Origin of the sequence: Aeromonas sp. 75A (genome assembly GCF_051919425.1) — a bacterium.
Lineage (GTDB): Bacteria > Pseudomonadota > Gammaproteobacteria > Enterobacterales > Aeromonadaceae > Aeromonas > Aeromonas veronii.
Genome location: NZ_JBQBES010000002.1, coordinates 4,223,088 through 4,235,106 on the forward strand (window position 1 = coordinate 4,223,088; position 12,019 = coordinate 4,235,106).

The following is a 12,019-nucleotide window of genomic DNA, read 5'->3' on the forward strand; positions in this document are numbered from 1 at the left end:
GTCGGCATACTACCCATGCCCCCCAAGGCTGTCAACAGGCCATATGCACAAAGGAGACTGTTTGCCCAGTTCTTGCGCAGCCTGTTGATTTTGCAGGCGAGTTGTCGCTTGCCAAGCCCTGTTACTGAGATCGCGACAGGGTAGTGCAGGCTTCCGGAGTGGCAAAACGGCCATAGATGTAGCGCAATCTCGCCCCCAGCATCAGGGCCGCGCTGGTGAGACCGACGATAAAGCCGATCCAGAAGCCCTGCGGCCCCATCCGCGGCACCAGCCAGTCGGTCAGACCCAGGATCATGCCGGTGGGCAGCCCCAGTCCCCAGTAGGCGACGATGGTGACGTAGAAGATTGCCTGGGTATCCTTGTAACCGCGTAGTGCGGCGGCCGCGACCACCTGCACCGAGTCGGAGATTTGATAGATGGCGGCGAAGAACAGCAAAATGGCCGCCAGGACGATCACCTGTTGATCATCGGTATAGATGGAGGCGATCTGCTCGCGCAGCAGCACCGTCATGGCGGCAGTGGCAGCGGCAATGGCCATTCCCAGCATCAAGCCGGTGCGAGCAGCCACTCGGGCGTGATGGGGTTGCCCTTCGCCGATGCTGTGACCGACCCGGATGGTGACACCCACCCCGATGGAGAGGGGCAGCATAAAGACCAGGCTGGAGAAGTTGAGGGCAATCTGGTGACTCGCCACCGTCTCGGCACCGAAGGGGGCCAGCATCAGTGCCACCACGGTAAACAGGGTCACCTCGCAGAAGATCGCCATGGCGATGGGGAAGCCCAAGCGGAACAAGCGCCAGATCCGGCTGCCGTTGGGGCGAGCCAGCTGGGAGAAGAGGCGGATCTCGGTGAAGTGACGGGAGAGCTTCACATAGAGGATCATCGCCAGCAGCATGGCCCACAGCACGATGGCAGTAGCCACGCCACAGCCCACCCCGCCCAGTTTCGGCATGCCGAAGTGGCCGTGAATGAAGATGTAGTTGGCGGGAATATTGACCGCCAGCCCGACAAAGCCGATCACCATGGTAGGCATGGTGTGGGAGAGCCCCTCACTGAAGTTGCGCAGCACCTGGAACAGCACGAAGGCGGGCAGGCCCCACAGGATGGCGTGCAGATAGCCAGTGGTCTTGGCCGCCATCACCGGCTCCACATCCATGAACTGCAACGCCAGCGGGCTGTAATAGAGCGCAATCATCGCCAGCGGGGTGACGATCAGTGCCAGCCAGAAGCCCTGATGAACGGCTGGACGGATTGCCTCCCGTTTACGGGCGCCATTGAGCTGGGAGACGATGGGGGTGAGCGCCATGATGATCCCCTGCACCAGCAGGATCACCGGTAGCCAGAAGCTGGACGCCACCGACACGGCAGCCAGATCGACCGCACTCACCTGACCCGCCATCACGGTATCGACGAAGTTCATGGCGACCTGGGCCACCTGGGCGACCAGAATGGGGCTGGCTAGACGGACGAGCTGCTTCGCCTCGGACCAATAACGTTGCACTGACACCTCCGAGTGGATCAGATATAGAGTAAAAAAGAGCGGAAATCGGGAAGAGCCTTTGCACTTTCGGACGAAAGTGCAAAGGGTGGGGGAGGCATTCTAGCCTGAAATTCAGCCAGGACGAAATAGTTGCCACCCCAAGGGGCAGGATCAGGCGTCTTCGTGATCGCTGATCAGCAGGTTGGCTGCCGCATAGGCGGCCTGCTCGCGCAGCTCGGCGGGTACCCGCTCATCAGCGGCGACCGCGTTGAGGGCACGGATGGTGGCGGCGATGGCCTTCGGCACATAGCCCTGCTCGCCGGAGCCAATCTGGTTATAGGCGATACGGATCGCTTCACAGCACTCATAAACCATCATGATTTGCTTCCTTGAAAGTAAAAAGGCGAGCAAATATAGCGGTTTTGCTCCCATTTTGTCAGTATCGCGGTTGTAATTTGCGGCAAGCCCGTTAGTTTGGTTACCCCCTTTTCCTGTTTCGGCCTCTTTGATGCTGCTCTCTTCGCGCAACTCACTGGCGATCTTTCTGACGCTGTTTGCACTTCTCGCCCTGACGCTCAAGGATGGCGCGGACAAATATCTGGTACTCCATGGCTACTCCGTGATGGAGATGGTCTGGTTTCGCTTCTTTGTTCCTTTCCTCGGTCTGCTGCTGTTGTTGCCAAGGCGCACCATGTCGGCGCTGCTGGCGGTGGATCGCTGGCTATTGTTGCGCTCGCTGCTGTTTCTGGTCTGTGCGCTGGTCTCGGTGATTGCGCTGGCCCATGTACCGCTCAACGTCTACACCATCATTTGCCAGCTTGGTTCGCTGGCCTTCGTGGTGGCGGGCGTGATCTTTTTCAGGGAGCGTCTGACCCGGACCAAGGTGGCGGCCGTGCTGCTGGGGTTGTTTGGCGTGCTGGTGGTGACCCATCCTGACGGGGGCGACGCGAACCTCTACTATCTGCTGCCACTGGTCATTGTACTGGCCAACACCGGCTACAACCTTATCACCAAGCTGGTGGATCCACGTTTGACCACCCTCGATATCCTGATCGTCACCTGCTTCATGCTGGGGATGGTGGCAATGGTCGCACTCTGCTGGCAGCCTGCACTGTGGCGCTTCCCGGTGCTTGCCGACTGGCCCTATCTGCTGGCGCTACCGGTGGTGACCCTGCTCTCCCAATATTGCCTTATCAAGGCGATGCAGTATGCGCAGGCCTCTACTCTGGCGCCCTTCTTCTATTTCCAGATCTTTTTTTCTACCCTCTGCGGCTATCTGATGTTTGGTGAAATGCCGACCCTCAGTAGTATGGCGGGGTGTCTGCTCATCGTGCTGGCTGGCATAGTGGTCATCCATTCCCAGCGCCGGGCTCGTGTGCTGGCGCGGTCTGAGGCGGCAGAGCAGGTGTGACAGTTTGTACGAAACGAATTGTGTAAAAAACGGATTATGTAAAAGAAGCGGCCACAGGCCGCGATAAAAAACAGAGCGTGTTACCAGAAACAAAGAGGTGATGATGTTTACCGGAATTGTGCAAGGTGTGGCCGAACTGGTCGCCATCGAAGAGAGTGCTTCATTTCGTACCCACGTGATCCGCATGCCAAGCTCGGCGTGGGGGGAAGGGCTGGCCCTCGGTGCCTCGGTCGCTCACAACGGCTGCTGCTTGACCGTCACCCGGGTTGAGGGGGATCTGGTCAGCTTCGATCTGATGCAGGAGACTCTGCGTCTCACCAACCTCGGCCTGCTAAAGGTGGGGGACAAGGTCAATGTGGAGCGGGCTGCCCACTTTGGTGACGAGATCGGCGGTCATGCCATGTCTGGCCATATCATCGGCATGGCAGAGGTCACCTCGGTGATCGATACACCCAACAACCGTCAGGTGTGGTATCGCCTCGCCCCCGAGCTGATGAAATATGTGCTGACCAAGGGATACATAGGCATCGACGGCATCAGCCTGACCATCGGCGAGGTGCGTGAGCGGGAGTTCTGCGTCCACCTGATCCCCGAGACCTTGGCCCGCACCAACCTGGGTTGGGTCAAGGCTGGCTGGCAGACCAATATCGAGATCGATCCCCAGACTCAGGCCATCGTCGATACGGTGGAGCGGGTGCTGGCGGCACGCGGGGGTCACTGAAAGGAAACGGCTCGGTTTCAATCGCCTCATAAGCAAGGGCCTGCAGTGTGCAGGCCCTTGTTATTTATATGGTGAAAATATCCACTCAACTTTTTATGACTCGCAGTCACAACATCTGCTCAGCTCTTTGCGACTTGCAGGCACAGCACCTGCTCGGCTTTTTGTGACTCGCAATCAAAACAGTTGCTCGTCGTCTGCATCCACAAACAACTGCAAACAGTCGCGGGCTTCGTCGCGGTGAAGCCGCAGGTGGATCGGATTGCAACAGGCCATGCAATCTTCGTAAAACTCCTGATCACCCTGGCTGGCATCCAGCTCGACCCGGGTATGGTGGCCACAGTGAGGGCAGACGATGCGCTTGCTGGTGTACTCGATCATGATAACCTCCTCGGGCCCTGGGGCCGCCTATCTACCCTGATTCTAGTCGGGCTGCAGGGGGTTAACCGCGAGCAAACGCACGTTTATGACAGAGAGCAAGCCTGAGCGATTGCAAGGTGCAACCGGTTGGAGTGGTCGTGTGCGAGAGGAACAATCTGGTTGTGAATGACGGGTGAAAAGAGGGGAATTGCTAACGGTTGTTTGGCAATCACAGGGGGCAGGAGCCCCCTGCGGATATGAGAATGCGAGCGCAACAAGGCACCGATAGGCGCTACTTGACCCAGCTGGTCAACATGTCGGCATTCAGCTCGGCCAGCGAGCCGAGCTGGTAGTTGGCGATGGCCAAGCGTGGGTCACCCACTAAAGCAGGATCCGGCACGATCAGCGCTGTCATGGAGGCCGCCTTGGCTGCCAGCAGGCCGGTGAAGCTGTCTTCGATGGCTAGGCAGTGCACCGGCTCAACCCCCAGTTTCTCGGCCGCGTGGATATAGACATCCGGGTGCGGTTTGCCGAAACGCTCGATTTCAGCGGAGTGGACCGCCATAAAGCGATCGCGAATGCCGAGTTTGCCGAGCACCGCTTCTACCATCGCAAAGGGGGAGGAGGTGGCCAGACCCACTTTCAGCCCGCGGGCCTCGATAAGGTCGAGTGCTTCCAGCACACCGGCTTTGGCCTGACCTTCGGAGAGGATCAGGGCGTTGACCCGATCCAGAATGCGCTGTACCACTTCTTCCTGGCTCGGGCCGCTCCACGGGCGCAGGCGATACCAGTGGGCAACCAGCTGATCGATGCGCACGCCGATGGTCGATTCGCAATCCTCTACCGTGTGGGGGTGACCCAGTTCGGAGAACACGGCGATCTGGGCCCGTTGCCAAAAGGGTTCCGAGTCGATCAGAACACCATCCATATCGAAGATCACGGCAGCTAACATCTTGTACTCCTGACAAATTTGAAGAGGGGATTATAAGCCTGACGGGGAAATGCAAAAGGGGCATTGCCATGCCCCTTGCGCCCGATCACATCGGCAAACGTTTGTTTTGCTGTGGCAAAAAAGCCCTTAGAACAGTACTTCGACCTTGGCGGCCACGGCTTTGGCCTTTTCCACCGCATCAGGGCAATCCGCTGCGCGGGCCAGCGCCACGCCAAGACGGCGGCGACCTGCGATCTCCGGCTTGCCAAACAGCCGCAGCTGGGCGCCCGGCACCAGCGCCAATGCCTCACCAATTCCCTGATAGCGGATATCCTGGCTGTGCCCTTCGCGCAGTACCACGGCAGAGGCACTCGGCCCGTACTGGGTGATGGTGCCGACCGGCAGCCCCAGAATGGCGCGCACGTGCAGGGCGAACTCGGAGAGATCCTGCGAGATCAGGGTCACCATGCCGGTATCGTGGGGACGCGGCGAGACTTCGCTGAACCACACTTCATCGCCTTTTATAAAGAGCTCGACTCCGAACAGGCCGTAACCGCCCAGCGCCTCGACCACCTTGGCCGCTACCTCTTTGGATCGGGCCCGCGCCAGCTCGCTCATCACCTGCGGCTGCCAGGATTCGCGGTAGTCGCCATCTTCCTGCCGGTGGCCGATAGGGTCGCAGAAGTGAATGCCATCGACGGCGCGTACTGTGAGCAGGGTGATCTCGTACTCGAAGGGGACGAAGCCTTCGACGATCACCTTGCCACGACCGGCGCGGCCACCTTCCTGGGCGTAGGTCCAGCTCTCATCCAGCTTGGCGAGATCGCGCAGCACGCTCTGTCCCTTGCCGGATGAACTCATCACAGGTTTCACCACGCAGGGCAGGCCGATGGTCTCGACGGCGGCGACAAACTCCTCCTTGCTCTGGGCAAAGCGGTAGGGGGAGGTGGGCAGGCCCAGGGTCTCGGCGGCGAGACGGCGGATCCCTTCCCGGTTCATGGTGAGCTGGGTAGCGCGGGCGTTGGGCACTACCTTGACCCCTTCTTGCTCAAGGGCAGCAAGGGTATCGGTGGCGATCGCTTCAATCTCGGGGATGATGAGGTCGGGTTTAACCTCGGCAACCAGGGCACGCAGGGCGTTGCCATCGAGCATGTCCAGCACGTGGGCTGCGTGGGCCACCTGCATGGCGGGGGCATTGGGGTAGCGGTCGGCGGCGATCACTTCGATCCCGAACCGTTGCAACTCGATGGCGACCTCCTTGCCAAGTTCGCCGGAGCCCAGCAGCAGGGCACGGGTGGCGCCGGGGCGGGTTGCGGTTCCAAACATACGATCTCTCCTGATGTCGATGGTCATTGTTGATGATCGCTATTACACAAATAGCGGACAAAAAAAGAGGCACGCATGGCGTACCTCAGGAAACGGGTTTGTGAGCGCGCTGCTCCAGATGGGTCAGCAAGGTAATGGCGCCAATGATGATGGCGGCGCCAAGCCACAGACGGCCGGGGGGCGCCCAGCCAAATACCAGCCAGCCCGCCAGCACGTTCATCGGCAGCTTGGCAAAATCGAAAGGTTGTACGAAGGAGGCCTCCGCCACGCTGTAAGCGCGGGCGATGGACATCTGGGCCAGTGCCGTCAGCACGCCGGAGGCGGCAACCAGCAGCCACTGGCTCTCGCTTGGCCACTGCCACTCCGGCAGGGCCAGCATGACGTTGAACGGGGTACTGAAGATAAGCAGATACACCACTATGGTGTGGGATGATTCGTTGGCCGCCTGATAGCGCACCATCAGGGAGTAACCTGCCCAGAACAGCGCCGCCGCCACCGGCAGCAGAGAGGCCCAGTTGAATTCGTCAGTCCAGGGGGCGAGGATCAGCATGGCGCCGGCAAAGCCCGCCAGGGTGGCCAGAATGCGGGCGCGGCTCACCTGCTCCTTGAGCAGCAGGGCGGAGCCCAGAGTGGCAAACAGCGGTGAGGTCATCAGCAGAGCAATCCCCTGCCAGATGGGGACGGGGTACGCCAGTGCCCAGAGCCAGAGCTGGATGCCGATCACCGCCAGCAATACCCGCAACAGGTGCAACCGGAACTGATTGGTCATCAGGGATTGGCGCAGGCCATGACGAACCAGCCAGGGCAGCAGGCAGATCAGGGCGATCAGGTATTGATGAAAAGCGACTTGGGTCGATGGGAGGCCAAGCTTGAAGCTGACATACTGGCTTAGGCTGTTGACGGCGGCGAAGCAGAGTCCTGCCACCATCATCCAGACTGCACCGGCCAGAGGAGAGTGCCTGCGCGAGGGTATCATGGGATCCGGGTCGCTGGAAAAAAGTGCGGCGGATCATAACGGCAATCGTTTGTTCTGCCAAGGGTTGAAGCGCGGCCGCAAGGCTGGCTGGCGAGGAAGTGGCCTTGCATCAAAAAATTTGAACAAGTTGAGCATCTATTTTCGCTATCAGCAAATAAGCGCAATGTTTAGAGTGACCTCCATCGACAGCAACGCTGTTCAACCGACAACCAAATGGAGTTTCACCATGGCCAATATCCTCGTACTCAAATCCAGCATCCTGGGTCAATATTCCCAATCCAACGCCCTGATCGACGGCTTCCTGGCTGACCATCAGGATGATGCCGTCACCGTGCGTGATCTGGCAGCACTCAACCTGCCGGTGCTGGATGGCGAGCTGGCCTCCGGCCTGCGCGGTGGTGACAACCTCAATGAACGTCAACTGGCGGTGATCGCCCAGTCTGACGAGCTGATCGCCGAGCTCAAGGCGAGCGACTTGGTGGTAATTGCGGCCCCCATGTACAACTTCAACATCCCGACCCAGCTGAAAAACTGGATCGATCTGGTGGCTCGCGCTGGCGTCACCTTCCGCTACACCGAGACCGGTCCGGTGGGTATGGTTGAAAATACCCGTGCGCTGGTGATCAGCCCCCGCGGCGGCATGCACGTCGGCAGCGCCACCGATCTGGTCACTCCCTACATGCGTACCGTGCTCGGTTTCATCGGTATCAAAGAGGTGGATTTCATCTACGCCGAGGGGATGGGTATGGGCCCGGATGCCCAGAGCAAGGGGATGGAAGCGGCCAAAGCGCAGCTTGAGGCTCTGGCTATCTAAGGGCTCTCTCTATAAGGGCTATCTATACCGTCAGGGGTTATCTCTTCAAGGGGTTGCCCCGCCAGATACAAGAACGCAGCCATCAGGCTGCGTTTGTTTTTTGGCTTGGTGTGATTGCGACAGACGTTATTGCAACAAGACCGTAATGCTACAGAGAGTATCGCGGCAAGCGGTCGGTATAGACGTTCCGGCGAAATCGCTACTCCATCATAAAGCGACGACAACCACGCACCAGCAGCAATGCCACCGCGACCAGCAGGCCAAGCAAGAGGGTGGTCAGCCACTGTTCGGTACTTTGCGGCAAGTGGGGCGTGAAGAGGCTGATCATCAACAGGGTACAGAGCGTGATCAACAGGCTCTGTCGGGTCATCAATATCATGGGGTCATCCTTGGTTTGCTCACCTGAAACGATTTTAATGCCCTCTTGTGACAGGGTGATGTATCCGTGCATCACCCTGTTGGGGCTCTTCAGACCATATCAGGTTTTTACCGCAGAGCCAGCGCCATCACTGGCGCTGTGATCCCGATCCCGCTAGCTCTCTTTATCTGAACTGTTTCTGCGCTGGCTGGTAGTGAAAATCGCCGCTGGCGAGGCGAGCTTCCAGTGCTGCCTGATCGATCTCCTGCGCCTTGCAGAGATCATCCAGATCGTCATAGCGATCACGCAGTTGCATATTGACGACGCTCAGCAGCATGTTGATGTCCATGGTGGCGAACTTCTTCAAGTCCATGATTACTTCTCCCGATCCAGTGATTGCAGTTGCTCAATGGCGGCGCTGACGCTGTGCAGATGCTGGCGGATCGCCTCGCGGGATTCGCTAGGCAGATAGTCGGTCAGGGTGTGTTGCCAGCTGCCCGCTTCACTCTTGAGCTGCAGGAAGAGGGCGAGCCCGGCATTGGTGAGGGAGACCAGGCTGATGCGTTTGTCCTGCTCGCTGCTCTCGGTAAAGATGATCCCTTTTTCGACCAGACGGCGGATCTCGCGGGAGATGCGCACCTTGTCCATGCCGCTCGCCTCGACCAGCTCTTTCTGACTGATGGGGTAGTTGGGGCCGAGCACCATCATCAGGCGCCACTGCGGCACGGTCAGCTGGTAACGCTGCTCATAAAACTGTTCGAAGGTATCCCGTAGCATCTCGGCGGCATGTACCAACTGATAGGGCGGGTAGTGAGCGAGTAACGCTATGATTTTTGACATATTACACCCTGCTGTGACGGCTGCATCAGATGCAGTTTCTTTTGATACTTTGACATTGATGATACGAAACTCAAGCTGATTTGTCTGACCCGGCTGCGATGAAATGTGCGGTGGCGCACGCCCTCAAGGAAAAACCGGGTCTGACCGACGGGATTTTAAGCCAACGCTGTTCAGCCTTTACGCAACCAGATGAGGGCGTTCTGCTTGAGCCAGGCCTCGCGAGTGTGGATAGCGTAGAGTGCGGCCTCGTCGCGGCTGCCTGCTTGCCAGCTTTGTGGCTCCTGTTTGGGCAGCTTGCGCTGACCCAGCAGGCAGGCCGGAATGTGCGGGTTGGCCTCGATGGCGACCAGCAGATGGGGCTTGGCTGCCTCGGCACCCTCGGTGGCAAAGACCATCAGCGCCTTGTTGTAGAGCAACCAGCTGGAGGCTTCATCGAAGCGCACCAGCAGGGTGGCCAACGCCTGCCAATCCCCTTGCAGTGCATAGAGGGTGGAGAGGTTGTAGCGGCAACCCAGCTCATCGGCCATGCAGATTGTCAGCAGCGCCAGATACTCCGCTTTGGCCTCGCCCAGCTTGCCAAGGCGCAGCAGGCAGTCGGCGCGGCCGGCTCTGGCGGCCAGCAGAGGACGCAGCTCGGGGGCACTCCAGCCGTGGCCGGCGATTTGCTGCCAGAAGGCGTCGTCAAAGAGCGGAGTGGCATCGGCGATGATCTTCTCGAACCAGCCGAGGCGGGCCTGATGATCGCGGCAGCTGTCGGCCAGCTCGAACCAGGTCTGCCACTGTTGGGCCTGCTCGCCATTGAGGACCACATCGGCACTGGGGGTGGCCTGATACTGGTCGAGGTTGAGCAACTGGTTGAGGGCGGTTTTCATGTTCTGGCGCTGTCGTTTGCAGAACTCGACAAAGGGGAGTTCGCTGGCGGCGGCGCTATAGAGCATCTGGGCCATCTGCTTGTCGCGAAACAGGCTCAGCTCTGCGGCCAGACTGAAGCGGTACTGGGTGGTCGGGTCGTTCAAATCCTTCGGCTTGGGCCAGGTGGCAAAACCCATGCTGAAGCCATAACACCATTGACCGAGGGGGTGGCTCTGTTCGAACACCTGCTCGGGGTTATCGCTGGGCAGGCGGCACTGGCTGGGCAGGGCCAGCTGGGCGTCGTCGGCTTGGGATTCCAGCTCGGCGATCAGGTGGTTGAGGGCTTCTGCGCTTTTTTCATCCAACTCGGCATCCTGTTCCAGCAGACCAGCCAGCGGGCTTTGCCAGTCAGGGCTTTCCGGCCCCACCAGACGAGCACAGAGAAAACCGTGCAGGGCCGGGTAGGTCATGTCCTGATCGCTGTGGCTCTGGATCCATTGATTAAGATGGCGGGTACGAGTGGATGGGTTCATCGACAGTTCCTCTGGATTTGAACAGCCGCGAAGTCTACCTAAAAGTGGGGTTATTTGCAGCAAATGGCCGCCTGTTTGGCGATTTAATCACCATTGGCGGATAAGATAAGGGCGAAAGGGCGGCTCGTGGTGGCTTGGGGACTAGGCCGGATCACCGCTCTTGAGGTAACATGCGCGCCCATAGGGGCCATGTTCAGTTGGCCCATCCGGGTAATGAAAAAAGAGAGCACCATGATACAGATTGGCAAGATGAACACCCTCACCGTTGTTGAACTCGAAGACCGTGGCGCCTGGCTTGCGGCCGATGAGTACGGTGAACTGCTGCTGCCCAAGCGTCAACTGCCGGAAGGGGTGAAAGAGGGGGATAGCGTGCAGGTCTTCCTCTATCTGGATGCCGATTGCGAGCCGGTGATCACCACCGACAAGCCATTTGCCATGGTGGACGAATTTGCCGGTCTGAAAGTGGTCAATGCCAACAAGATTGGTGCCTTCCTCGACTGGGGCATGAAAAAGGATCTGTTTGTGCCCAGCCGCGAGCAGAACAAGCCGATGCAGGTGGGCCACGTTTATCTAGTGCGTCTGCAACTGGATAACGAAGGGCGCATGGTCGGCACCAGCCGCATCGAGCGTTTCCTGACCCCGGCCGGCAGCAACTTCAAGGTTGGTGACGAAGTGACCGCGCTACCGGGGGAGCACTCGCCCCTTGGCATCAAGGTGATCGTCAACGGTCAGTATCCCGGCATGCTGTTCAAGAACGAAGTGTTTGGCCGAGTGATGACCGGTCGGCCGCAAACCGCCTGGGTCAAGCAGGTGCGCGAGGATGGCAAGCTCGATCTGACCCTGCAAAAGCCGGGTCTGGCGCGGGTTGATGACGCTGGTGAGCGCATTCTGAGCCGGATGAAAAAGCAGGGCGGCAGTCTGGCGGTGGGTGACAAGAGCGAACCCGAGCTCATCTACAAGCTGTTCAGCATGAGCAAGGGTACCTTCAAGAAGGCGATCGGCGGCCTCTACAAGCAGGGCAAGATCGTCATCGAAGATAACGCCATCACTCTGGTGGCCACAGAGACCGACTCGGCCGTGGATAGCGAATAAGATGCCGAGCCCCTGTGTTGGCCTCTGCAAGGCGAAAGATGGGCTTTGCCTTGGTTGTGGCCGCACCCTGAGCGAGATCGGCCACTGGTCGGCGATGGATAGCAAGGCCCAGCTGGCGGTGATGGCCGAGCTGAATGGCTCGAAAAGCACCCACTGCTGTCCGGGTTGTGGCGAACCGGCCTATTGCGCCGTCTCTGCCGGTCAGACTATTGCGCAGTGCTGGTGCAGCCAGTTGCCGGTATTGCCGATGCAGGAGGCCAGCGCTTGCTGGTGCCGCCGCTGTCTGGCCAAGGCCATCGCGGCGCAGGATTAGCAGAGAGCAGAAATA

15 protein-coding genes are annotated in these 12,019 nt (G+C 59.3%); 5 read left to right on the top strand and 10 right to left on the bottom strand.

All coding sequences use genetic code 11. The features are described from left to right. Positions 1-121: 121 nt before the first annotated feature. Both ACTG2T_RS19595 and ACTG2T_RS19600 read right to left on the bottom strand, forming a co-directional pair. Positions 122-1,501 (bottom strand): MATE family efflux transporter, encoded by a 1,380-nt coding sequence (locus ACTG2T_RS19595; protein ID WP_005360967.1) that lies wholly within the window; start codon positions 1,499-1,501, stop codon positions 122-124. Between the two features lie 150 nt (positions 1,502-1,651). Further along, entirely contained in the window at positions 1,652-1,858 is a 207-nt protein-coding gene (locus tag ACTG2T_RS19600; RefSeq protein WP_005352334.1) for a YaeP family protein, read from the bottom strand. A gap of 130 nt (positions 1,859-1,988) precedes the next feature. Between ACTG2T_RS19600 and ACTG2T_RS19605 the strand changes: the two genes are divergently transcribed. After that, the gene (locus tag ACTG2T_RS19605; protein WP_330124164.1) at positions 1,989-2,891 is read left to right on the top strand and encodes a DMT family transporter; all 903 of its coding nucleotides are present in this window, start codon (positions 1,989-1,991) and stop codon (positions 2,889-2,891) included. A 103-nt stretch (positions 2,892-2,994) separates the two neighbouring features. Continuing rightward, a complete protein-coding gene (locus ACTG2T_RS19610; RefSeq protein WP_330124362.1) occupies positions 2,995-3,612 on the top strand; it encodes a riboflavin synthase subunit alpha in 618 nt (205 codons plus the stop codon). A gap of 174 nt (positions 3,613-3,786) precedes the next feature. Here the strand turns inward: ACTG2T_RS19610 and ACTG2T_RS19615 are convergent, their stop codons facing one another. The 4 genes from ACTG2T_RS19615 to ACTG2T_RS19630 all read right to left on the bottom strand — a co-directional run bounded on the left by ACTG2T_RS19615 (position 3,787) and on the right by ACTG2T_RS19630 (position 7,202). After that, positions 3,787-3,990 (bottom strand): CPXCG motif-containing cysteine-rich protein, encoded by a 204-nt coding sequence (locus ACTG2T_RS19615; protein ID WP_005336871.1) that lies wholly within the window; start codon positions 3,988-3,990, stop codon positions 3,787-3,789. A gap of 271 nt (positions 3,991-4,261) precedes the next feature. Continuing rightward, positions 4,262-4,921, bottom strand: coding sequence for a hexitol phosphatase HxpB (gene hxpB, locus ACTG2T_RS19620; RefSeq protein ID WP_330124165.1), 660 nt, complete (start codon positions 4,919-4,921; stop codon positions 4,262-4,264). Positions 4,922-5,047: 126 nt separating this feature from the next. Continuing rightward, positions 5,048-6,226 (bottom strand): formate-dependent phosphoribosylglycinamide formyltransferase, encoded by a 1,179-nt coding sequence (gene purT / locus ACTG2T_RS19625; protein WP_330124166.1) that lies wholly within the window; start codon positions 6,224-6,226, stop codon positions 5,048-5,050. 85 nt (positions 6,227-6,311) lie between these two features. After that, complete coding sequence (locus ACTG2T_RS19630; RefSeq protein ID WP_100653666.1) at positions 6,312-7,202, bottom strand: DMT family transporter; 891 nt, start codon at positions 7,200-7,202, stop codon at positions 6,312-6,314. Between the two features lie 226 nt (positions 7,203-7,428). Between ACTG2T_RS19630 and ACTG2T_RS19635 the strand changes: the two genes are divergently transcribed. Further along, complete coding sequence (locus ACTG2T_RS19635) at positions 7,429-8,016, top strand: FMN-dependent NADH-azoreductase (RefSeq protein ID WP_005352326.1); 588 nt, start codon at positions 7,429-7,431, stop codon at positions 8,014-8,016. A 199-nt stretch (positions 8,017-8,215) separates the two neighbouring features. Here the strand turns inward: ACTG2T_RS19635 and ACTG2T_RS19640 are convergent, their stop codons facing one another. The 4 genes from ACTG2T_RS19640 to ACTG2T_RS19655 form a co-directional block, all read right to left on the bottom strand. Then, the gene (locus tag ACTG2T_RS19640) at positions 8,216-8,395 is read right to left on the bottom strand and encodes a hypothetical protein (protein WP_005336860.1); all 180 of its coding nucleotides are present in this window, start codon (positions 8,393-8,395) and stop codon (positions 8,216-8,218) included. Positions 8,396-8,558: 163 nt separating this feature from the next. Continuing rightward, positions 8,559-8,747 carry a DUF4250 domain-containing protein gene (locus tag ACTG2T_RS19645; protein WP_019445848.1) on the bottom strand — a complete coding sequence of 63 codons (189 nt, stop codon included), beginning with the start codon at positions 8,745-8,747 and terminating at the stop codon, positions 8,559-8,561. Positions 8,748-8,749: 2 nt separating this feature from the next. Next, positions 8,750-9,214 carry a MarR family winged helix-turn-helix transcriptional regulator gene (locus ACTG2T_RS19650; protein ID WP_005336856.1) on the bottom strand — a complete coding sequence of 155 codons (465 nt, stop codon included), beginning with the start codon at positions 9,212-9,214 and terminating at the stop codon, positions 8,750-8,752. 170 nt (positions 9,215-9,384) lie between these two features. Next, on the bottom strand, positions 9,385-10,599 hold the full coding sequence (locus tag ACTG2T_RS19655) for a UPF0149 family protein (protein ID WP_330124167.1): 1,215 nt from the start codon (positions 10,597-10,599) through the stop codon (positions 9,385-9,387). 231 nt (positions 10,600-10,830) lie between these two features. On the opposite strand from ACTG2T_RS19655, the gene ACTG2T_RS19660 reads away from it, so the two are divergent. Together ACTG2T_RS19660 and ACTG2T_RS19665 are read left to right on the top strand one after the other, a co-directional pair. Beyond that, positions 10,831-11,691 carry a CvfB family protein gene (locus ACTG2T_RS19660; protein WP_005336853.1) on the top strand — a complete coding sequence of 287 codons (861 nt, stop codon included), beginning with the start codon at positions 10,831-10,833 and terminating at the stop codon, positions 11,689-11,691. A gap of 1 nt (position 11,692) precedes the next feature. Beyond that, the gene (locus ACTG2T_RS19665; RefSeq protein ID WP_107683055.1) at positions 11,693-12,004 is read left to right on the top strand and encodes a DUF1289 domain-containing protein; all 312 of its coding nucleotides are present in this window, start codon (positions 11,693-11,695) and stop codon (positions 12,002-12,004) included. Positions 12,005-12,019 lie beyond the last annotated feature (15 nt).